This is a genomic window from Kitasatospora sp. NPDC057518, from assembly GCF_042802075.1.
Classification (GTDB): Bacteria; Actinomycetota; Actinomycetes; order Streptomycetales; family Streptomycetaceae; genus Kitasatospora.
In genome coordinates this window covers 1-19898 of sequence record NZ_JBHVEU010000129.1, presented here as the reverse complement: position 1 = coordinate 19898, position 19898 = coordinate 1, and the positions used below count along the sequence as shown (strand labels likewise).

Here is a 19898-nt window from a genome sequence, read left to right as displayed (position 1 = left end):
GTCCCGGGACCCGCCCCCACCGCCGACAGCGCGCTCCGGCTACCTCCGCTCGTCCTCGATCAGCCCGAACTCCTGCATCAGCTCGCCGATCTCGGTGGCCTCCAGCCGGCGCAGCAGCCGCTTGCGCAGGAACTCCGGCCCGGGCAGGTCGAGTTCGGCGCCGTCCCGGAGCCGGGTGGTGGCGGCGAGCAGCTTGCGCACGTCGTAGGTGGAGTTGAACACCTCGGGCACGCCGCGCTCGACGTCGAGCAGCCGGTAGACGGCCTCCATACCGGTGCGCACGGAGTACTCGGTGGTGAAGATGCAGTCCCGGGTGGTCTCCGCGAACTGGCCGATGAAGGCGAAGTTGACGGCGCCCTCCGGCACCACGTCCGGCCGGTCGCCCGCGTGCCGGGGCAGGAAGAAGGACGTCACGTACGGCATCATCACCGGCACGCAGCGGGCGGCGTTCGCGGCCAGGTCGGGGATCTCGCCGACCGGGACGCCCAGGTGGTACAGCCACTCCTGGGTGATCTCCTCACCCGTGCAGTCCTGCATCGGCTTCTTCACGAAGTCGCCGGGTCGGTCGACGAACAGCGAGTAGACCCAGACCACGATCCGGTCGGCGGGCTGCTGCTTGAAGTGCGGCTGGCGGTTGACCGTCCAGCTCAGCAGCCAGGAGGAGTCCCGGGCGGTGACGATGCCGCCGGTGACCACCCCGCCGCCGAACGGGTCGCGCCGGGCGACCTTCTGGATGTAGCGCGGGATGCGCGGGTCCAGGGTGGTGACGGTCGCCGACTCCCACTTGCTCTCCGGGATGTTGCCGCAGAACACCTCGGGGCGGCCGAAGGCCGGGTCCTTGGCGGCGATCCGGCGCCACAGGTCCCAGGCCGGGGCGGGGCCCTCGTCCAGCCGGGCCGGGGTGTGCTGGTCGCCGTCGTCGGAGTTCTCGGTGAGCGAGCCGATGGTGGTGAACACCAGGTCGTCCGGGCCGAGGTCCACCCCGCCCTCCCGGCCGGCCTCCCGCCAGTGGATCCGGGTGGCCTGCTTGCGGCCGGGGGGGCCGTCGCTGCCGGGGGCGAGGTCGAAGTCGATGTCGGTGACCTCGACCTCGTAGCGGAACCGCACGCCCTGGTCCGTCAGCCAGCGGGTCAGCGGCAGGACCATCGACTCGTACTGGTTGTACTTGGTGAACTTCAGCGCGGACAGGTCCGGCAGGCCGCCGATGTGGTGGATGAAGCGGTGCAGGTAGAGCTTCATCTCCAGCGCCCCGTGCCACTCCTCGAAGGCGAACATGGTGCGCCAGTACAGCCAGAAGTTGCTGTCCAGGAAGTTTCGCGAGAAGACCTCGTCGATCCGCTTGCCCTCCAGCTCCTCCCGGGTCGCGAGGAAGACCCGGACCAGGTCCTTCTGCGCCTTGTCGTCGAGCGCGAACAGGCCGTCGGTGCGCGCGTCCTGGCCCCGCCGCTCGGTGACCCGCTGGAGCGAGAAGTTGGGATCGTCCTTGTTGAGCCAGTAGAACTCGTCGAGGACGGAGGCGCCCTCGACCTCCAACGAGGGCACCGAGCGGAAGAGGTCCCACAGGCACTCCATGTGGTCCTCCAGCTCGCGCCCGCCGCGGACCACGAAGCCCTTCTCGGGCACCTCGATCCCGTCCAGCGCGCCGCCGGCCAGCTTCAGCCGCTCCAGGACCGTGATCCGCTCGCCGGGCACCTGGCCGTCCCGGACCAGGAACGCCGCCCCGGCCAGCGCGGCGAGCCCCGACCCGACGAACCAGGCCCGCTTGCGGTCGGCCCCCTCGGGCTTCCTCGGCCGGGCGAACGCCTCGTAGTTGCCGCTGCTGTAGTACAAGCCCGTGCTCCCTAGAACGTTCGACATCGAACCGCCCGGCGGGCATGCCGAATCCCGGCGGGCCGTCTCCATCCACCCATCCGGCGGTGATCTTCGCCCGCTGAGTAGGCCGAACGGGTGAGACGCGGGTGGTCCCGGCGGCGCGGGAACCCGGCGGGCCGCGTATGGAGTGCGTTGGGAACGCCCTCCGGGACGTCAGGAAGCCGTCAAGGAGCGCAGGTCAGCCCCGGCACGGCGGTTGGCTGGACGACGACGGAGAACACGACCACACGAGGACGGAACATGCACGGCAACGGGCGGCACGAGGACGGCGCGGCACCCAGGGTGGTGGTCGGGGTCAGCGGCTCGCTGGGGAGCCTGGCCGCACTGCACCGCGGCGCCGCCGAGGCCCGCGACCGCGGCGCCGTCCTGGTGCCGGTGCTCGCCTGGGAGCCCCCCGGCGGCGAACACGGCTACCGGCGCTCGCCCTGCCCGCCGCTGCTCGCCGCCGTCCGGGAGGCCGCCGACCAGCGGCTGCGGGACGCCCTCGACGCGGCCTTCGGCGGCGCCGACCCTGGCGTGCCGATGCGCCCGGTGCTGGTCCGCGGCGACACCGGCCCGGCCCTGCTGCACATCGCCGACCGGCCGGACGACCTGTTGGTCCTCGGCCACAGCGGCGGCCCGCTGCGCCGCCGGCTGCGGCGCGCGGTGCCCGCGTACTGCGCCCGGCGGGCCGGCTGCCCGGTGCTCACCGTCCCGGCCCCCGAGCTGCTGCACGACCTGGAGGCCCTGCACCGCCGCACCCGCTGGCACCTGCCGGTCGGGCCCGCGCCCGAACTCCTCGCGGCGGAGCGGTAGTCCGCGGTGCGGATGTACTCGGCCCGCCCCGGCGGCACCCGCTACCACCCCGTGCTGGAGCGGCTGTCGGCCGGCACCGCGGGCAGCGTGGCGCTGCTCGCGGGCGGCGGAGTGGCGCTGGTGCTCGGCGTCCTCGGCGAACTGCACTCGGGCCCGTTGCCGTACGTCGGCTACCTGGCGCTGTGTGCCCTGGTCGGCCGCCGCTCCCGGCCGGCGGCCGCGCCGCTGATCGGCCTGGCCGCCTGGCTCTGCCGCAACGCCTTCGCCGAGCACCACCACGGCGAACTCGGCTGGGCGGGACCGTGGGTGGAGGCCGGGCACTACGCGGTGTTCACCGCCGCCGCCCTGCTGGCGGCCCTGCCCGCCGCCCTCCCGCGCCGCTCGGTGCGGGTGGCGCTGCTGCGCCCGGACCGCCCGGTCTGAGGCGCGGCCCGTGAACGGTCCGCCCGTACGGACGGACCGCGCCGAGGAACCGGGGCTCCGGCCGGTATCCGGAGCCCCCCGGTGAACCGGTGGGGACAGGTGGCCGGGCGCGCGGAGCGGTCGACGGTTCGGACAGCGGGCCCGCCCGTACGGACGGGCCCGCCGCGACCGCCCCGCGCGCCCCGGTCACAGGCGCGTCCCGGTCGGGACGCGTGGGACGGGTGGGGACGCGCGGGGGACGCGCGCCTACAGCGTGAGCATCGTGCGGTGCGCCACGGTGGTGTCCCGCAGGGGTTTGAGCGCGAGCCGGACCAGGGCCAGGGCGTTGTCGTCCCCGGCGATCCGGTTGGCGCTCAACTCGCCGCAGGACAGGCACTGGTGGATGATCATCCACTCGCCGTCGGCGCGGACCGACAGGCTCAGCACCGTCATCCGGCCGCCGCAGCCGGCCGCCCGGTCGCCGGGTGTCCGGCCGTCGACATGACGGCTGGCCAGGCAGTTCGGACAGTGATTGCGGTGGGCGGTGCCGGGGGCGTCCAGCGGGACGTCCAACCGGCAGTCCACGCAGCGGAAGGCGTGCGCCCGGTGCCCGCCCTGCCCGTGCAGGACGTCCTTGTACCGCTGCGGGCGGCGGTCCCGCCGACCCCCGCCGCCGGTGTTCTTGCGTCGTGGCATGGTTCGGTCCTCCCTCTTCCGGGCGCGCTTCAGAGGGTGCCGAACGCTTCGAGCGGGAACGGCGGTTGGGCGAGCGGACGGACGGCCATCCGCATCAGGACGAGCTGGTTGTCGTCCGTGCAGACCGGGGTGGACGTCAGCTCGTCGCAGCGCACGCACCGGTGGACGACCGTCCAGTCGCCGGTGCGCAGCACGGCGATGGCGATCGGCGACATCCGGCCCAGGCAGTCGCTCGGCCCGCCCTCGACGTGGTCGAGGACGTGCTGGGAGTGCAGGCAGGACGGGCAGTGGTTGCGCCGCGTGCCGTCGGCGGCGTAGGTGGAGACGGTCAGACCGCACCAGGTGCAGGCGAAGGTGGAGGTCTTCAGAACGGGGGGAGTGCTGGAGGTGCTGGACACCCGGGGTGCTCCTTGCTGGGGGGTTCGTGCAGTGGCAGCAAGAGCAGGCCGAGCGGCCTCGACTGGTCGTCAGGCGATGCTCGTCAGACGGTGGTCGTCGGACGGTGGCGAGGCGCACTCGGCGCGATCCGGGACATCAAGACACCCTCTCCGGTCGGGCGGCAGCCCGGGTCGATCGGTACGGAACGGCGTCAGCCTAACCACGCCGGTCGCACCGGCGCCAACGGTTTTCTCCCCGCTCCGGCCCTCGCCGCGGCGCCGGACATAAGGGCGCGCACGATGTCGGTATGGAGGTGACCAGGATGCCGTCGGCGCTCGGTCCCGGCCCCGGCCCTGCCGACGGTCCGGGCTCCCGGTCAGTCGTCGGCGGGCAGCTCCGCCGGGACGGCGAGCACGTCGACCAGGGCCTCGCCGCGCAGGACGGTGAGCGGGAGCGGGCGGCCGATCGCGTCGGCCAGCATCAGGCGCTGGAGGGCCTGGGCGCTGCCCATCGGCTCCCCGGCGGCAGTGAGCAGCAGGTCGCCCTCGTGCAGCCCGGCGCGGTCGGCGGGCGCGCCGGGCACCACCTCGACGATCCGCAGACCGGTGGGCTGTCCGGTGCGGTGGCGCAGGGCGGGCGGCAGGGGCGCGGGCACCCCGGCGAGGCCGAGGTAGGCGCGGCGGATCCGGCCGTCGGCGAGCAGCGCGGCGACGATCCGGCGGCTGGTGGCGTCGATCGGGACGGCCAGGCCGAGCCCGTTCCCGGCCACCGCCGTGGTGATGCCGACCACCCGGCCGTCCGCGGTGGCCAGTGCGCCGCCGGAGTTGCCCGGGTTGAGCGCGGCGTCGGTCTGGATCACGTTGTCGATGACCCGCACCGCGCTGCCGGAGCGGGCCGGGATCGAGCGGCCCAGCGCGCTGACCACGCCCGCCGTGACCGACCCGGCCAGGCCCAGCGGGTTGCCGACGGCCACGACCAGCTGCCCGACCCGCAGACCGGTCGCCTCGCCGAGCGTCACCGGCGACGGCGTGGGCCCGTCGGCGCGCAGCACGGCCAGGTCGGAGAGCGGGTCGGCACCGATGGTGTGGAAGGGGGAGGTGGTGCCGTCGGCGAAGGCCAGCGTCCCGGCGTCGGCGTGGCCGACCACATGGGCGTTGGTGAGCAGGAACCCGTCCTCGGTGAAGACCACCGCCGAGCCGAGCGCGGTGCTGAACCAGCCGCCCCGGCCGCGCCGGGGCGCCTGGAGCGCGGCGACCCGCGGGGTCAGCGCGGCGGCGACGGAGGTGACGACCCGGGAGTAGGCGTCCAGCGGCGCTTCCGCCTCGGGGACCGGGCCCGGCCCGGGGAGCGTGTCGGCCATGGTGCTCACCCCTCTCGCGGGCGCGGTTCTCACGATGGCACCAGATGGCAACAACGGTGGGGCGCCCGGTCTTCCGGGCCTGCCGCCGGCGCCGTCCTGACGCTTTCTTGACGTGCGGAAAATGCCCAAGAGAAGGAAAAGCGAGCGTATAGTCCGAGTAAAGCCGCAGTCGTGGGAGGGCCGATGGAAACGACCGTGCCGGAGCCTGACCGGCGGGACTCGCCGGTCTCACCGAACTCGTTGAACCCACCGGAATTACCGGATTCGCCGGTCTCGGCGGGCGACCCGGCCGCGCCGGGTGCCCTCGACCCGCTGCTGCGCCCCACCCGGGAGGCGCTGCTGGCCCGCCGCGCCCACCCGGCCCCGCGCTGGAAGCGCCTGCTGCAGCCGGGCCCGTCCGGTCCGGCGGCCTGGATCCGGCCGGAGGCCGACGCCCAGGCCGAGCGCCTCGGACGCCGTACGCCCGGCACCGAGCACGTCCTGCTCGCCCTGCTGGCCGTGCACGAGGTGGCCCGCCACGAGCCGCGGCCGGTGGAGGAGGACGGCGCCGGCGAACTGCTCGCCGGTCTCGGTCTCGACTACGTCACGGCGCACGCCGCGCTCGACTCCGGCGAGGTGACGCTGCCCGCCGACCCTCGCTCGGTGGAGGCCTACCTGGCCGACGTCGCAGGTCAGGGCACTGATCGGTTGCTCCGGGCGTTGCTGGAGGAGGACACCCGGGCCCGACGCCTGGTCGACGCCCTGCGGGGCTGAGGGCTACGCGCCTGGGGCCCGCGTGGCCGCGACACCGAGAAGCCGAGAAGAAGGGACACCCCGATGCACGTCACCCTCGCCGAGGAGCTGATGCTGCTCTCGCTGGACGACGAGTCCGGCGTGGCGAAGGACGCCGCCACCGCCGCCTGGGCCGCCGCGGGCGGCATCCTGGCCGAGCTGGTGCTGGCCGAGCGGGTCGCGATCGACGAGGGCCGGCTCACCGTCACCGACCGCACCCCGACCGGCGAACCGCTGGTGGACGGCCGGCTGGCCCGCCTCGACGAGTGGGCCGCCGGACGCCGCTCCGGCAAGGCCAAGGCGGCCGACTGGCTGACCAGGGACCGGTCGACGGTGGTCGCCGACACCGTCGCGCGGCTGTGCGAGCGCGGCCTGGTGGTCGAGGAGCGCCGCCGCGCGCTGGGCATCTTCCCGGTCCGCCGCTACCCGGAGGCGGACGGCGGCGCGGAGCGCGAACTGCGCACGCGGCTGGCCGCGGTGGTGCTGGACGGCGCCGAACCGGACCTGCGCACCGCCGCCCTGGTGGCCCTGCTGCACGGCTCCCGGCTGCACGGGCTGGCCTTCCCCGAGCTGCCCCGCAAGCAGGTCGAGCCGCGCTTCGCCGAGATCGCCGCCGGTGACGGGGCGGCCGATTCCGTCCGCGAGGCGATCCGGGCCGTGCAGCTCACCATGGCCGCCGTCACCATCGCGACCACCGTGGCGGCGACCACCGCGGCCACCATGTGAGTGCGTCGGGCGGGTCGGGCACGGCCCGCCCGCCCGCGTGCGCCGTACCGCTCAGAGCACCGCGGCGCCGAGGGTGATCGAGCCGAGCACCACCAGCACCCCGAGCGCGAGGAACCCGTACTCCAGCCCCGCGCGCTCCCGCCCGTCCACCAGCACCTGCCGAGGGTCCGCCGGGTCGTAGCGGACCGGGACGAAGCCGCCGTCCGGCAGCGGGTGGCGGGCGGTGGAGGGGACGGGGGAGAAGACCTCGACCACCCGGCCGTCCTCGGTCTCGAACTGGAGCAGCGGCCGCGGCGGCAGCGCGCGGTCCTCCGGCGCCGCGGCGCGCTCGCGCACCAGCGCCCGCACGGGGACGCCGACCCGGCGCAGCCGCCGCAGTTCGCGCAGGCCGACCACCCCGGCGAGGTAGGCGACCACGCCGCCCAGCGCACCGAACACCACCACGGCGAACCCGGCCGTACCGCCGCCCATCGCCGCCTCCCTCTCCGACCGTCCGACCCCGACCGATCCTGATCGACCCTGTCCGAGGCTGTCCGAGGCTCCCCCAGGGCTCCAGTATCGCGCGGGGAGGCACTCTTGACGCCTCGGAATGGTCCAGTCCACTCTGGGCGACGGCATGTTCCTGTCGCCACCGGCCCCGTCCTCCGGCCGGCCCCGACCACCGCAAGGAGCACCGTCCGTGACCAGGCGCCCCGTTCTCCTCGCCGCGCTCACCGTCCTCACCCTCGGCAGCGCCGCCCCCGCGGCCGTGGCCACCGACTCCGCCGCCCCGGCGGCCGTGGTCAAGGTCGGCACCGCCAAGCAGCTCCAGAGCGCGCTCGCCGCCGCCGCGCCCGGCCAGACCATCCAGCTCGCCGACGGTACCTACACCGGCACCTTCAAGGCCACCACCCCCGGCACCGCCGCCGCCCGGATCACCCTCACCGGCTCGGCGAAGGCCGTCCTCACCACCCCCACCGGCGGCGGCTACGGCCTCCACCTCGACGGCGCGAGCTACTGGACCGTCCAGGGGCTGACCGTCACCGGGGCCCAGAAGGGGATCATGGCCGACTCCGCCGACTATGTGGTCCTCGACGACGTGACGGTCCACCACACCACGATGGAGGGCGTGCACTTCCGCAACTCCAGCGCCCACGGCACGCTGCGCGGCTCGCGCATCCACGACACCGGCCTCAGCCGGGACGGCATGGGCGAGGGCGTCTACGTCGGCACCGCCAACACCCTGACCGACCACAGCGACTACGTGCGGATCACCGGGAACACCTTCGGCCCGAACATCGGCGCCGAGAACGTCGACCTCAAGGAGGGCACCGTCGGCGGCCTCGTCTCCGGCAACACCTTCGACGGCGACGGCCTCACCGGGCGCAACTACGACGACTCCTGGGTCGACGTGAAGGGCAACGGCTACGTCATCGAGAACAACACCGGCCGGCGCACCACCGACGACGGCTACCAGGTCCACAGCGTCCGGCCGGGCTGGGGCTGCGGCACCGTCTTCCGGGGCAACCGCTCCGACCTCACCGGCGCCACCGGCCCGGACCGCTACGCGATCGACGTGACCGACTACGACGCGGCGAACTGCACGGTGACGATCGGCGCGGGCAACACCGTCACCGGGGGCCGGGGGCTGGTGAACCCCGGCATCCCGGTGGGCTGAGGCCGGACCCTACAGGTCCCCGAGCGGCACCTTCGGGTCGGCCAGCGCCTTGGTGTCCACCACCCGCCCCGAGCGCACCAGTTCGCGGATCGGGTCGGTGACGTCCCAGACGTTGACGTTCATCCCCGCGAGCACCCGGCCGCCGGAGAGCCAGAACGCGATGAACTCGCGGGTGGCCGGGTCGCCGCGGAACACCACCCGGTCGTAGCCGTCGGGCTCGACGTAGCCGACGTACTCCATGCCAAGATCATATTGATCCGTGAAGAAGTACGGGACCCGGTCGTACACCGCGTCCGGCTGCCCGAGCAGCGCGCGGGCGGCGGTCTGCGGCTGGTTGAGCGCGTTGGCCCAGTGCTCGACCCGGACGTGCCTGCCGAACAGCGGGTGGTAGGCGTTGGCGACGTCGCCGGCCGCGTACACGTCCGGGTCCGAGGTGCGCAGGTGCTGGTCGGTCTTGATCCCGTTGTCGACCTCCAGCCCGGCCGCCTCGGCGAGGCCGGTGGCGGGGGCGATGCCGATGCCGACGACCACCGCGTCGGCCGCCACCGTCGTGCCGTCGGCGAGCCTGACGCCGGTCACCGAGCCGCCCTCGCCGGTCAGTTCGGCCACCTTCACACCGAGGCGCAGGTCCACGCCGTGCTCCCGGTGCAGGTCGGCGAAGACCTGGGCGACCTCCCGGCCGAGCACCCGCAGCAGCGGCAGTTCCAGCGCCTCCAGCACCGTCACCTCGGCGCCCGCCTCGCGGGCCGCGGCCGCCACCTCCAGCCCGATCCAGCCCGCGCCGATCACCGCGATCCGGGCCCCGGGTCGCAGCGCCGCCCTGATCCGGTCGCTGTCCTCGACCCGGCGCAGGTAGAGCACCCCGTCCTGGTCCGCGCCGGGCACCGGCAGCCGGCGCGGCACCGAGCCGGTGGTCAGCAGCAGCTTGGCGTACTCCACCTGGCCGTCGTCGGCGAGCGTCACGGTGTGCCCGGCCGGGTCGATCGCGGCCACCGCCGTGCCCAGCCGCAGCGTGACGTCGTGCTCCGCGTACCACTGCGGCGGGTGGACGTAGATCTTCTCCCTGGGCGTCTTGCCCTGCAGGTAGCCCTTGGACAACGGCGGCCGCTCGTACGGGCGCTCGTGCTCCTCGCCGATCAGGACGATGCCGCCCCGGTACCCGGCCTCGCGCAGCGCCTCGGCCGCCTTCGCGCCGCCCAGGGACGCCCCGACGACGACGATCGGGCGCTGCCGCCCGCCGTCCGCTCCGGTGGTCCCGGTGTCCGTGCCCGCCATGCTCGACTCCTCGTTCTCCGGCCGTGGTCGGGGTCAGCCTGCCGCCGTCCGGGTGGTCTGTCGAGACCGCGCCTGGCGCGCCGCGCCGCGCTCGCCCGTACGAGTGAACGCGGGCGTCGCGAGGGTCCCGTGCGGGCCTCAGGCCGTCATCGCCTCCCTGACCAGCGCGGTGTCGGTGAACTGCTCGAAGCGCACGATCCGGCCGCCGCGCACGGTGAAGTGGTGGGCGACCCGCACCGCGAGCGGTTTTCCGGTGGCCCTGTGGACGGCCGTGTAGCGGGCCAGGACCACGACGTCCTCGCCGTCCACCACGTAGCTGTCGTCGTGCGCCGTCCAGTCGTTCCAGTCGGCGGCCAGCCGCTCCATCACGTTGGTGGTGACGCCCTTCGGGGTGCGGTAGGTGCCGCCCAGCGGGAAGCCGGCCATCTCGGTCCACTCCACGTCCTCGGCCAGGGTGGCGCGCAGCGCGGCCAGGTCGCCCCGGGCGGAGGCCAGGTACTGGCGGCGCACCACGTCGGCGGGGGACTGCGACTCCGCGAAGGAGGCGACGTCCCGGGGGATCTCGATCACCGTCCGCTCACCCCCACGCCATCTCGCCCATGACGACCTTGGTGCCGATGTCCACCGCGATCCGCAGCCCCAGCGTCGGGAAGCGCCGCTCCAGCGCCTCCTTGGCGGCGGCCGCGTCCGCGGCCCGGCCGATCTCGGTCTCGAAGGCGCGCAGGTAGGCCCGGGTGTGGTCGACGGCGTTCAGGTCCGTGGGCGCGCCGGCGATCCGGTGGCCGGCCGCCACCCAGGTCGGGTGGAGCGCCTCGATACCGTCCAACAGGTCGATCCAGGCGGCCCGTTGGGCGGAGGTCGGGGTGTCGGCCGTCCACACGTGCAGCCCCTCGAAGAGCAGCACCCCGCCCAGCACGGCCCGGTGGTGGTGCTGCCAGAGGTAGTGCCGGTCCGGCAGGTGGAAGTCGGCGCCGCGCAGCTCGAAGCGGTGGCCCTCGAAGACCAGCTCGTCCCCGTGCAGCACCTCGGGCCGCACCAGCCGGGTGGGCAGCTCGGGGCCCAGGTGGGCCCAGGCGCGCAGCTTGGACTCGTACGTCTCCTGGATGTGCTCGACGGTCGTGGCGGTGGCCAGGAAGCGGGCCCGCGGGAAGGCGTCCTGGACCTCCTGGGCGCCGAAGTAGAAGTCCGGGTCGCCGTGGCTGACGAAGACCGTGGTCAGCTCCTTGCCGCTCGCCCTGATCCGCTCCACCAGCCGGCGCCCGTCGGAGCGGGTGAACCCGGCGTCCACCAGCAGCGCGTCCTGCGGGCCGGTGACCAGGACGGAGGTCTTGTTGAGCGAGCTGTCGGGGCTGTCGATGATCTCGAAGTCGAGTGCGCTCATGCTTCTTTCGTCCTTCCTCGGGCCGGTCACGCCTCGCGGTCAGCATCACCGGTCCGCGCCCCGTCCGCATCCGGAAGGCCTAGGGCGTGTCTTCAAACTCCCGTCGTCCGCCCGGAGGGCGGGCGGGGCGGCGTTGGGGTGCGTGCATCGCAAGGCGGAGGAGGGAGCCACTGCGGAGCATTGGCGACCGACGACAACGCGGCGAGGTGCGTGCCCCGGCGTCGCCCCGCAGACGCGAGTTTGAAGACAGGCCCTAGCCGCGGGTCCAGAGCGTGAGGTCGCTGCTGGTGGCCACCGCGAGGGTCCGGCCGGTCGGGGAGAAGCCGGCCGCGCGGAAGGTGGACCAGGAGGAGTCGAGGACCAGCCACCAGCTCTCGCCGTGCTCGCCCTGCCACGGACCCCGGCCGCTGGCGAGCAGCACCCGGTGGTGCGGCCACTCCGGCGCGACCACCTCGATGTGCCAGCCCCCGTCGGCGGCGGTGTGCAGCCCGCCGCCCCACGTCCCCGCCACCGGGATGCGCACGTCCGCGACCTGGCCGAGGCCGGGGCAGGCGAGGTCCTGGCCGTCCGGGTCCTCGGCGGGCTCGTGGTCGCGGGCCAGCTTGAGGCCGGTCACCGCGTCGAACAGGCCGTGGCCGCTGTGCGAGACCGTCAGCACCAGGTCGTGCCCGCTCTCCGGGTGGACGGCGAAGCCGATGCCGAGCAGCCCGCCGACCGCGATCATCCCCCGGCCGACGGGCCGCCACGGCTCCGGCGGAGCGGTCACCCCGGCGGCCATGATCCGGTCGCGGAGGTGCTGCTGGTGCGGGGTGAGAGCCATGGGGCCGATCATCCCACCGGGGTCGGGGCCACGGCCTTCACCGCGGACCCAGCCGCAGCACCGCCAGCGCCCCCAGTGCCGTGGCGGCGGCGAGCGACGCCCACAGCGCCCCCGGTCCGGCGGCCAGCAGCGCCGTCAGCACGGCCGGCGCGGCCGCCCGCCCCACCCCCGAGGACAGCTCCCAGCGCGCCAGCGCCCGGCCGAGCAGGTGCGGCGGGGCGACGGACGCCACCAGCGCCGTCCCCGAGCCGGTGTAGAGGATCTCGCCCAGCGTGTACAGCACCGAGACCGCCGCGACGCCCGCCGCCCCCGGCACGCCGCCCAGCGAGCCGACCGCCCAGAAGGCCAGGTAGGACACCGCCAGCAGTGCCCCCGAGGCCGCCAGCACGGTGTGCCGCGAACGGTCCGCCAGCTTCAGCACCAGCGCCAGCTGCAGGGCGATCACCAGCACCGTGTTGCCGACGAAGACGCCCGAGGACCAGGCCGGCGAGGCGTGCAGGTGCAGCACCAGCAGCGCGGGCAGCGCCACCTCCAGCACGTCGAAGCAGAACGCGTACGGCACGTTGGCGAGGCTCAGCAGGGTGATCCGGCGCAGCGGCTCCGCCCGCTCCCGGGTGTCCGCCGGCCGCTCCTGCCGCGGGGCCCGCACCCGCAGCGAGCCCACCAGGGCGGCCGCGAGCAGGCAGGCCGCGCCCGTCACCCCGGCCAGCAGCCGGATCACACCCGTCCCGCCGCTCACCGCCACGGTGGCCAGCAGCGCGCCCGTGCCCATCCCGGCGTTGCGCAGCGACCGCCCGGCGGCCAGCGCGGCGTCCCGCAGCCGGCCCTCGGTCAGCGTGCTCACCACGGCCGCGTGGGTGGTCGGCCAGGACTGGCTGCCCACCCCGAACAGCACCGCCGCCGCGGTGAACCCCGGCTGGCGGTCCGCGAGCAGCAGCGCCAGCGCACCCGCGGCCCGCACCAGCAGGGTGACGGCGGCGGGCAGGGTGCGGGCGCCGCGGTCGATCCAGCGGCCGGTCAGCGGCACCACCAGCAGGCCCGCCACCATCCCGGCGGACAGCGCCAGCCCGGCCGCCCCCGCGCCGAGGTGCAGCACGCCGATGCCGTACAGCAGCAGGAACGGCCGCAGCAGGCCGCCGCCCACCGCGTCCACCGCCAGTGCGACGGCGTACCGGGGCCCGCCGGCGGCGGTCAGCAGGCCCAGCAGCGCGGACGGCCCCCGGCGGCCCGTGCCGATCGGCGGGGCGGGCGGCTCGCCGTGGCGGGCGGCCGCGTGGTCGTGGACGGTCTTCTCCCGGATCAGGCTCATGGCCGGTACCGTCCGCCCAGGTCGGACCGCCTGGCACGCGGATTGACGCTTACCGTCAATCCGCGGCGGAGGCCGTCGGGCGGGGTGACAGGATCGAACGCGTGAGTGAGCGGAGCGAGCGAACCATCAGGACCAGCGTGTGGGCGCATGCCCCTGCGGAGCGCCGGGGGTACCCCCGGCCGGAGGCCGGGGGAGAGGCGGGCGCATGAGCCTGACGATCGACATCACCGGCCTGCCCGACGAGCGCCTGCTCTTCACGCCCTCCCCGCTCGGCGAGCTGAACGCCATGCTGCACGTGCTCGCCGAGCCCGCGCACCACCCCGCGCTGCACGGCTGGGCCGGCTGCACCGCCGCCGTGATCCCGCCCGAGCTGTCCGAACGGCTCCTGGAGGCCGACTTCCTCTGGCGCTCCTCGCGCGCCGACTTCCTCGTCCCCGGCCTGCCCGGCGCCACGCTCGACGAGGAGCTCGACGCCATCGACCGGATCGACGACGAGCTGTACGTCGCCGCCGCCCTCATCACCACCTGCGGCTCCTCCCGGCTCACCCGCCGGATGGGCTCCCCGCTCACCGACCCGGACGCCAACGAGCGGGCCCGGGAACTCGCCCTCGCCCGCGGCCCCCGGCAGGCCGCCTTCGCCGACCGGCTGCTCGCCGACCCGCCGGCCGTCCGGGCCCTGGTGCGGCGGATGCTGGAGGACTGCCGGTCCGCGTTCTTCGCCGACGCCTGGCAGCGCGTCCTGCCCGACCTCGCCGCCGACGCCCGGCGCAAGGCCGACCTGCTCGCCCGCCGCGGCCTCGCCGAGGCGCTCGCCGACGTCTCGCCCTCCGTCACGCTCGACCAGGGCGGGGACGGACGGCGCCGGATCGTCATCGACAAGCTCCAGGACAGCGCCACCAGCGGCACCGACTCCGGGGGCGTCACCTTCATCCCGACCGCCTTCGGCCGCCCGCACCTGCTGGTGGTGCACGCGAGCGGCTGGCGGCCCGTCCTCCAGTACCCCGTCGCCGAGGCCGGCCTGCCCGAGCCCGTCTCGCTCGCCCTCGTCCAGCAGCGCCTGGAGGCGCTCGCCCACCCCGTCCGGCTGCGCCTCGCCCGCACCATGGCCCGCGGCCCGCACACCACCGGCGAACTGGCCTCCGCCTGGCAGCTCAGCGCGCCCGAGGTGTCCCGGCACCTGGCCGTGCTGCGCAAGGCCGGGCTGCTGACGACCCGGCGGCGCGGACGGTACATGCTCTACGAGCTCGACCTGGCGGGCAGCGCCCGGCTCGGCTCGGACTTCCTGGAGGCGGTGCTGCGGTGAGGGCCCCGCCCCGGTGGGAAGCGGTGCTCCGGTGGGCGGGAACAGCGGACGAGCGGCAGGCGTTCGTCCGATCATGACCGACGACGCCGCTCCTGAGATCCTCCGCTACGCCGCCTTCGCCACCCGCCCCGAGGGCGGCAACCCGGCCGGCGTGGTGCTCGACGCCACCGGGCTGACCGACGAGCGGATGCTCGCCGTCGCCGCCGAGATCGGGTACTCCGAGACCGCCTTCCTGACCGCCGGCCCGGCCGAAGGGGCCTACCGCGTACGGTACTTCAGCCCGCTCGCCGAGGTGCCGTTCTGCGGGCACGCGACGGTCGGCGCCGCCGTCGCCCTCGCCGAGCACGTCGGCCCCGGGCGGTACGTCTTCGTGACCGCGGCCGGGGACGTCCCGGTCGGGGTCGAGCGCGGGGCCGACGGGCTGCTGCGCGCCACCCTCACCAGCGTCGAGCCGAAGGTCGAGGAGGTTCCGGCGGCCGACGTCGCGGAGGCGCTCGCCCTGCTCGGCTGGTCCGCCGCCGACCTCGACCCGGCCCTGCCGCCCCGCGTCGCCTACGCGGGCGCCCGCCACCTCGTCCTGCCGGTCGCCACCCGCGAGCGGCTGGCCCGGCTCGACTACGACTTCGACGGCCTCGCCGCCCACATGCGCGCCCGCGACCTGACCACCCTGCAGCTCGCCTGGCGGGAGGCCCCCGAGGTCTTCCACGTCCGCGACCCGTTCCCGGTCGGCGGCGTGGTCGAGGACCCGGCCACCGGCGCCGCCGCGGCCGCCTTCGGCGCCTACCTGCGGGAGCTCGGCGCGGTGACGGCCCCGGCGGTGCTGACCCTGCACCAGGGCGAGGACCTGGGCCGCCCGGGCGTCCTGCGGGTCGAACTGCGGGCCGAGGACACGCGGGTGCGGGTCTCCGGCACGGCGGTGGCGATCCGGTAGGGCCTGTTCAGGACCTCAGGGCGGGGGCTGCGGCAGGACCAGCTCGCCCTCGCCCCGGGGCTCCTCGAAACTGTCGAAGTAGTGGTCGAACAGCTCCGCGGTCACGAAGGCGGAGTTGGCGCCGGCCTGCTCGTTGCGGAGCGCCAGGCGGCGCTCCAGCGTCGCCCGGTCGGCCTTGAGGTGCACCAGCTCCCAGCGGCAGCCGTGGCTCTCCACCAGGGCCTTGTAGTTGTCCCGGGCCGTGCGGCTGCGGAAGGTGTAGTCGACCACCACATCGCGGCCGGCCCGCATCAACTCGACCAGTTCGACGAGCTGTTCGCGGCGGATCCCGTCCTTGAGCCGGTCGAACTCCGCCCGCGGCAGGATCAGCCCGGCATCGCACCGCCCGAGCCGCTCCCAGACCACCTCGTCGATCGACAGCCGCGCGTAGCCCCGCCGGACGAGGCCCATCGCATACGTGGTCTTGCCCGCCCCGGGCAGACCGCACATCAGCACCACCGTGCCCGATCGCCGTGTCACCGGCCCAGGTTAGCCCCGGGTGGGGCGGCTCCGCCCCGCTCCGGGCGGGCGGAAATTCGTTCGCGCCGAGCCGCTCCGGTGGGCGAAGCTGCTCCGATGCAGCGAGCGAGCAACCGGACCGTGACGGTCGATCTCACCTACGGCGACGAGCACTTCGGGCAGCTGGGCCCGTTCGAGGTGGAGGTCGGCTGGTGGTCCTCGGTGGACGGGGTGGTCGCGCGGGCGACCGAGGCGGCCGGGGTGCCGGTGCTGGTGGCCCGCCTGGTCGAAGGCCGGAGCGAGGACCCGGGCCACGGCGGGCGGGTCCGCTACCACGCCGAGGCGCTGCGCCGGCCGACCGCCCTCACGGCCGGTGCCCCGGACGACGGGACGGCCGCGCTGCTCGGCCCCGCCGAGCGCCGCGCCGCCTGGGCCACGCCCGGCGGCCTGCGGGAGGCGCTGGACTGGGCGGAGGCACGGCTCGCCGCCGTCGGCCGTCCGTCGGCCGGGCCCGCGCGGCAGATCCGGACCTGGAACCTCTCCGGCCTGTTCCGCCTCCCCACCGCCACCGGCGCCGACGCCTGGCTGAAGACCACGACGCCCGCGTTCAACGCCCACGAGGGCGAGGTCATCGCGCTGCTCGGCGGCGTGGACCGCGGGCTCGTGCCGACCGTCCTCGCCGCCGACCCCTCCGCCGGCCGGCTGCTGCTCGACCACGTCCCCGGCGAGGACTGCTGGAGCCCCTCCGCCGGGACGGTGGCCGACGTCGTCCCCCGCCTCGTCGCCGCCCAGGCCGCGCTCGCCGACCGCCCGGCCGACCTGGCCGCCCTGCGCGACCGCACCCCGCGCGCCCTGGCGGCCCAGCTGGCGGCCCTGTCGGACCGGTTCGCCGAGGAGACCGACCTGACGCCCGAGGAACTGGACCGGCTGGCCGCCTTCGCCGCCGACCTGCCCGGGCTGCTGGACCGGCTCGCCGACTGCGGCCTGCCGGAGACGCTGCTGCACGGCGACTTCCACCCCGGCAACTGGCGCTCCGACGGCGCGAGCACGGTGGTCGTCGACTACGCCGACTCCTGCCTCGGCCACCCCGCCCTGGACGGGCTGCGCCCGCGCGCCTACCTCGGCGAGGAGGCCTGGCAGCAGCACGTCCGGGTCTGGACGGAGGCCTGGCAGCGCCACGCCCCCGGCTCCGACCCGCGGCGCGCCCTCGAACTCGCCGAGCCGCTCTACCACCTGTCCTACGCCCTGCGGTACCAGGAGTTCCTGGACCACATCGAGCAGAGCGAACGCCCCTACCATGAGGGCGACCCGGCCGCCGAGCTGCGCGCCCTGCTGGCCTGCGGAGCGGCCGGTCGGCCCGCGTAGACTGCCGAGGTGGAACGACCGACGCCGGCCCCCGGAGCCTCCGGGACTCCCGTCCTGCCCGAGCTGCCGCTGCAGGAGCTGGAGTGCTTCGCCGTCCTCGTCCACCAGTTGCACTTCGGGCGGACGGCGGAGCGCCTCGGCGTCTCGCAGGGGCGGGTCTCCCAGCTGATCAAGCGCCTGGAGAGCAGGGTCGGCGCACCGGTGTTCCAACGGACCAGCCGCCGGGTCGAGTTGACCGAGCTGGGGCGGGCGCTGGCCGAGCAGGTGGTGCCCGCCTTCGAGCGGCTCCGGGAGGGCTACGACGCGGCCCGGGCCGCCGCGGCCACCGCGCGGCCGCTGCGGCTGGGCTTCCAGTGCGCGGTGTACGAGCCGGTCGCCCGGGTGCTGGCGCGCCTGCCGGAGGGCACGGTGCAGCTGGTCGAACTGCCGTGGGCGGACCCGTTCTCGCACCTCGCCCGGGGCGAGGTGGACCTGGCGATCGTGCTCGCCCCGTGCCGGGAGCCGGGCCTGGACGTGCTGATGGAGTTCTCCCGCCAGCCGGTGTACCTGGCGGTCTCCGCCGAGCGGCGCCTCGGCGGGGCGGACGGCGCGGACGGGGTGGGCGCGGAGGAGCTGGCCGGGGTGCCGCTGATCGAGCCGCGCGGCCCGGCGCCCGAGTACTGGCGGTGGGCGCAGGCGCCCCGGCGGACGCCGGGCGGGCGGGAGCTGGCCTACCCGGCGGGTGCGGCCACCATCCAGGAGGGCCTGTCGATGGTGGCCGGCACCCGTCAGGGGCTGCTGCTGTGCGAGCGCAGCACGGCGTACGTCCGGCGGCCGGACATCCGCTTCCTGCCGGTGCCCGGGCTGGAGCCGACGGCGCTGGAGGTGGTCCAGCACGAGCGGCGGCCGCACCGGCTGGCGGCCGGGTTCGTCGAGCTGCTGGCCGGGCTCCTCGACTGAGCCCGCGGGGAATCAGACGGGCCGGCCGGGCCGCGGGCCGGGTCGGTGATCGGGCCGGGCCGGTGATCGGGCCGCCGTCAGGGCCGCCGGTCGTCGGGCCGGGAGAGCAGGGCGATCAGCAGTCCGACGGCCGCCAGCCCGGCCGCGGTGAGCAGGACGGCGCGGTTCCCGGCCCGGTCGACGACCAGTCCGCCGCCGAAGGAGCCGAGCGCGATGCCCGCGTTGAACACGCCCGCCCAGACCGCCGCCGAGGCCTCGATCCGGGCCGGGTCGGCGGTGCGGACCCAGGCCTGGGTGGAGACCGACACCCCGCCGTACGAGGCGCCCCAGACGACCAGGACGAGCAGGACGGTGACGACGCCGCCGGCGTACGCGAGCAGGGCGGCGGCCAGGGCGACCCCGGCCAGGGCGATGGCGACGGCGGTCTTCGGGCGGCGCCCGGACAGCGGGCCGAGGGTGAAGTTCCCGGCGACGCCCGCGAGTCCGTACACCAGCAGGCAGGCGGCGATCACGCCGGTGCTCAGGCCCGCGTCGGCTTCGAGGACCGGGCGGATGTAGGTGTAGCCGGCGAAGTGTCCGAGCACGACGAACGCGGTGATCGCGATCCCGGCGGCGACGCCCCGGTGGCGCAGGGCGCCGGCCAGTCCGCGGAGCCGTCCGCGCTCGTGCACGGGCAGCGCGGGCAGGGTGGCGGCGAGGACGGCGGCGGAGGCGGCGCCGAGCAGGGCGAGCGCCCAGAACGCGGCGCGCCAGTCGAGCAGCGTGGCCAGGTAGGTGCCCAGCGGGACGCCGAGGACCGAGGCGATGGAGACGCCGGAGAAGATCAGCGTCATGGTGAGCGCGAGGCGCGGGCCGTCGGCGAGGCGCGGGCCGACGCTCGTGGCGAGGCCCCAGACGATGCCCATGGCGGCGCCGAGCAGGACGCGGCCGGCGGCCAGCACCGCGAAGTCCGGCGCCAGCGCGGTGACCGCGTCGGCCAGGCCGAGCAGCAGCATGAAGGCGACCAGGACGGTCCGGCGGTCGCGCGCGCCGACGAGCAGCGGGGCGAAGGGGGAGAGGGCGGCGGCGATCAGGCCGGTGATGGTGAGGGAGAGGCCGGTGACCCCGTCGGTGACCCCGAGGCTGTGGGACATCGGGGTGAGCAGGCCGACCGGCATCATCTCGGAGGACACCACGGTGAAGGTGGCGAGTGCGACGGCGAGGACCGGGGGCCAGCGGTGCGCGGTGGGTGGGGCGGCTGGTGGGGCGACGGCTTCGGCGTTTGTCATAGGGCCAGCCCACCAGCGGGCGGAGGGGCTGAACAAGATCGATAAGCTCATCGACCCATGAGCCCGGCTAATCGGTTGACAGTGCCGGGACGGCCCGGCGGCTTCGGGAAGCGCGCCGGCGGCGGCCCCCCCGGCCGACCCCGGGGGGGCGC

At 75.3% G+C, this 19898-nt stretch carries 21 protein-coding genes; 9 read left to right on the top strand and 12 right to left on the bottom strand.

The genetic code is table 11. The features are described from left to right. Nucleotides 1-39: 39 nt before the first annotated feature. Nucleotides 40-1830 carry an oleate hydratase gene (locus tag ACFU7Z_RS15950; protein ID WP_380777867.1) on the bottom strand — a complete coding sequence of 597 codons (1791 nt, stop codon included), beginning with the start codon at nt 1828-1830 and terminating at the stop codon, nt 40-42. A gap of 282 nt (nt 1831-2112) precedes the next feature. Here ACFU7Z_RS15950 and ACFU7Z_RS15945 point away from each other — a divergent pair, with 282 nt between their 5' ends. Together ACFU7Z_RS15945 and ACFU7Z_RS15940 are read left to right on the top strand one after the other, a co-directional pair. Then, on the top strand, nt 2113-2667 hold the full coding sequence (locus tag ACFU7Z_RS15945; protein WP_074005738.1) for a universal stress protein: 555 nt from the start codon (nt 2113-2115) through the stop codon (nt 2665-2667). Between the two features lie 6 nt (nt 2668-2673). Further along, nucleotides 2674-3090, top strand: coding sequence for a hypothetical protein (locus ACFU7Z_RS15940; protein WP_143204713.1), 417 nt, complete (start codon nt 2674-2676; stop codon nt 3088-3090). A gap of 246 nt (nt 3091-3336) precedes the next feature. Here the strand turns inward: ACFU7Z_RS15940 and ACFU7Z_RS15935 are convergent, their stop codons facing one another. The 3 genes from ACFU7Z_RS15935 to ACFU7Z_RS15925 all read right to left on the bottom strand — a co-directional run bounded on the left by ACFU7Z_RS15935 (nt 3337) and on the right by ACFU7Z_RS15925 (nt 5503). Continuing rightward, on the bottom strand, nt 3337-3765 hold the full coding sequence (locus ACFU7Z_RS15935) for an RNHCP domain-containing protein (RefSeq protein ID WP_074005737.1): 429 nt from the start codon (nt 3763-3765) through the stop codon (nt 3337-3339). A gap of 29 nt (nt 3766-3794) precedes the next feature. Continuing rightward, nucleotides 3795-4163, bottom strand: coding sequence for an RNHCP domain-containing protein (locus ACFU7Z_RS15930; protein WP_380777866.1), 369 nt, complete (start codon nt 4161-4163; stop codon nt 3795-3797). Nucleotides 4164-4519: 356 nt separating this feature from the next. Further along, on the bottom strand, nt 4520-5503 hold the full coding sequence (locus ACFU7Z_RS15925) for a S1C family serine protease (protein ID WP_380777864.1): 984 nt from the start codon (nt 5501-5503) through the stop codon (nt 4520-4522). Nucleotides 5504-5698: 195 nt separating this feature from the next. On the opposite strand from ACFU7Z_RS15925, the gene ACFU7Z_RS15920 reads away from it, so the two are divergent. Both ACFU7Z_RS15920 and ACFU7Z_RS15915 read left to right on the top strand, forming a co-directional pair. Then, nucleotides 5699-6256: a Clp protease N-terminal domain-containing protein gene (locus ACFU7Z_RS15920; protein ID WP_380777862.1), complete on the top strand. Its 558-nt coding sequence runs from the start codon at nt 5699-5701 to the stop codon at nt 6254-6256. Nucleotides 6257-6319: 63 nt separating this feature from the next. Continuing rightward, complete coding sequence (locus tag ACFU7Z_RS15915; protein ID WP_117492908.1) at nt 6320-7000, top strand: GPP34 family phosphoprotein; 681 nt, start codon at nt 6320-6322, stop codon at nt 6998-7000. Between the two features lie 51 nt (nt 7001-7051). Here the strand turns inward: ACFU7Z_RS15915 and ACFU7Z_RS15910 are convergent, their stop codons facing one another. Next, nucleotides 7052-7471 (bottom strand): DUF3592 domain-containing protein, encoded by a 420-nt coding sequence (locus tag ACFU7Z_RS15910; protein ID WP_117492909.1) that lies wholly within the window; start codon nt 7469-7471, stop codon nt 7052-7054. Between the two features lie 208 nt (nt 7472-7679). On the opposite strand from ACFU7Z_RS15910, the gene ACFU7Z_RS15905 reads away from it, so the two are divergent. After that, nucleotides 7680-8657: a right-handed parallel beta-helix repeat-containing protein gene (locus ACFU7Z_RS15905; protein ID WP_259316993.1), complete on the top strand. Its 978-nt coding sequence runs from the start codon at nt 7680-7682 to the stop codon at nt 8655-8657. A gap of 9 nt (nt 8658-8666) precedes the next feature. Here ACFU7Z_RS15905 and ACFU7Z_RS15900 read toward each other — a convergent pair whose 3' ends face one another. The 5 genes from ACFU7Z_RS15900 to ACFU7Z_RS15880 form a co-directional block, all read right to left on the bottom strand. Further along, entirely contained in the window at nt 8667-9932 is a 1266-nt protein-coding gene (locus tag ACFU7Z_RS15900; protein ID WP_380777861.1) for an NAD(P)/FAD-dependent oxidoreductase, read from the bottom strand. Nucleotides 9933-10070: 138 nt separating this feature from the next. Continuing rightward, nucleotides 10071-10502 carry a nuclear transport factor 2 family protein gene (locus tag ACFU7Z_RS15895; protein ID WP_380720022.1) on the bottom strand — a complete coding sequence of 144 codons (432 nt, stop codon included), beginning with the start codon at nt 10500-10502 and terminating at the stop codon, nt 10071-10073. Nucleotides 10503-10509: 7 nt separating this feature from the next. Continuing rightward, the gene (locus tag ACFU7Z_RS15890) at nt 10510-11313 is read right to left on the bottom strand and encodes an MBL fold metallo-hydrolase (protein WP_049655396.1); all 804 of its coding nucleotides are present in this window, start codon (nt 11311-11313) and stop codon (nt 10510-10512) included. A 253-nt stretch (nt 11314-11566) separates the two neighbouring features. Then, the gene (locus ACFU7Z_RS15885) at nt 11567-12133 is read right to left on the bottom strand and encodes a hypothetical protein (protein WP_049655393.1); all 567 of its coding nucleotides are present in this window, start codon (nt 12131-12133) and stop codon (nt 11567-11569) included. Nucleotides 12134-12170: 37 nt separating this feature from the next. Then, on the bottom strand, nt 12171-13442 hold the full coding sequence (locus ACFU7Z_RS15880; RefSeq protein ID WP_380777860.1) for an MFS transporter: 1272 nt from the start codon (nt 13440-13442) through the stop codon (nt 12171-12173). A gap of 205 nt (nt 13443-13647) precedes the next feature. Between ACFU7Z_RS15880 and ACFU7Z_RS15875 the strand changes: the two genes are divergently transcribed. After that, complete coding sequence (locus tag ACFU7Z_RS15875) at nt 13648-14745, top strand: DUF5937 family protein (protein WP_074005731.1); 1098 nt, start codon at nt 13648-13650, stop codon at nt 14743-14745. 73 nt (nt 14746-14818) lie between these two features. Next, nucleotides 14819-15676, top strand: a complete 858-nt coding sequence (locus ACFU7Z_RS15870) for a PhzF family phenazine biosynthesis protein (protein WP_049660217.1) — start codon at nt 14819-14821, stop codon at nt 15674-15676. Nucleotides 15677-15691: 15 nt separating this feature from the next. Here the strand turns inward: ACFU7Z_RS15870 and ACFU7Z_RS15865 are convergent, their stop codons facing one another. Beyond that, a complete protein-coding gene (locus ACFU7Z_RS15865) occupies nt 15692-16195 on the bottom strand; it encodes an AAA family ATPase (protein WP_380777859.1) in 504 nt (167 codons plus the stop codon). A gap of 96 nt (nt 16196-16291) precedes the next feature. On the opposite strand from ACFU7Z_RS15865, the gene ACFU7Z_RS15860 reads away from it, so the two are divergent. Together ACFU7Z_RS15860 and ACFU7Z_RS15855 are read left to right on the top strand one after the other, a co-directional pair. Beyond that, nucleotides 16292-17539 (top strand): aminoglycoside phosphotransferase family protein, encoded by a 1248-nt coding sequence (locus tag ACFU7Z_RS15860; protein WP_380777858.1) that lies wholly within the window; start codon nt 16292-16294, stop codon nt 17537-17539. Between the two features lie 9 nt (nt 17540-17548). Then, nucleotides 17549-18478, top strand: a complete 930-nt coding sequence (locus ACFU7Z_RS15855) for a LysR family transcriptional regulator (protein WP_117492915.1) — start codon at nt 17549-17551, stop codon at nt 18476-18478. Between the two features lie 77 nt (nt 18479-18555). Here ACFU7Z_RS15855 and ACFU7Z_RS15850 read toward each other — a convergent pair whose 3' ends face one another. Beyond that, nucleotides 18556-19746 carry an MFS transporter gene (locus ACFU7Z_RS15850; protein WP_380777857.1) on the bottom strand — a complete coding sequence of 397 codons (1191 nt, stop codon included), beginning with the start codon at nt 19744-19746 and terminating at the stop codon, nt 18556-18558. Nucleotides 19747-19898 lie beyond the last annotated feature (152 nt).

What these genes read in the sequence shown, in the direction of transcription:
- ACFU7Z_RS15910 (WP_117492909.1), bottom strand. Translation starts at nt 7,471, where the DNA reads ATGGGCGGCGGTACGGCCGGGTTCGCCGTGGTGGTGTTCGGTGCGCTG.
- ACFU7Z_RS15925 (WP_380777864.1), bottom strand. Translation starts at nt 5,503, where the DNA reads ATGGCCGACACGCTCCCCGGGCCGGGCCCGGTCCCCGAGGCGGAAGCG.
- ACFU7Z_RS15880 (WP_380777860.1), bottom strand. Translation starts at nt 13,442, where the DNA reads ATGAGCCTGATCCGGGAGAAGACCGTCCACGACCACGCGGCCGCCCGC.
- ACFU7Z_RS15850 (WP_380777857.1), bottom strand. Translation starts at nt 19,746, where the DNA reads ATGACAAACGCCGAAGCCGTCGCCCCACCAGCCGCCCCACCCACCGCG.
- ACFU7Z_RS15915 (WP_117492908.1), top strand. Translation starts at nt 6,320, where the DNA reads ATGCACGTCACCCTCGCCGAGGAGCTGATGCTGCTCTCGCTGGACGAC.
- ACFU7Z_RS15890 (WP_049655396.1), bottom strand. Translation starts at nt 11,313, where the DNA reads ATGAGCGCACTCGACTTCGAGATCATCGACAGCCCCGACAGCTCGCTC.
- ACFU7Z_RS15945 (WP_074005738.1), top strand. Translation starts at nt 2,113, where the DNA reads ATGCACGGCAACGGGCGGCACGAGGACGGCGCGGCACCCAGGGTGGTG.
- ACFU7Z_RS15935 (WP_074005737.1), bottom strand. Translation starts at nt 3,765, where the DNA reads ATGCCACGACGCAAGAACACCGGCGGCGGGGGTCGGCGGGACCGCCGC.
- ACFU7Z_RS15870 (WP_049660217.1), top strand. Translation starts at nt 14,819, where the DNA reads ATGACCGACGACGCCGCTCCTGAGATCCTCCGCTACGCCGCCTTCGCC.
- ACFU7Z_RS15900 (WP_380777861.1), bottom strand. Translation starts at nt 9,932, where the DNA reads ATGGCGGGCACGGACACCGGGACCACCGGAGCGGACGGCGGGCGGCAG.
- ACFU7Z_RS15860 (WP_380777858.1), top strand. Translation starts at nt 16,292, where the DNA reads ATGCAGCGAGCGAGCAACCGGACCGTGACGGTCGATCTCACCTACGGC.
- ACFU7Z_RS15875 (WP_074005731.1), top strand. Translation starts at nt 13,648, where the DNA reads ATGAGCCTGACGATCGACATCACCGGCCTGCCCGACGAGCGCCTGCTC.
- ACFU7Z_RS15885 (WP_049655393.1), bottom strand. Translation starts at nt 12,133, where the DNA reads ATGGCTCTCACCCCGCACCAGCAGCACCTCCGCGACCGGATCATGGCC.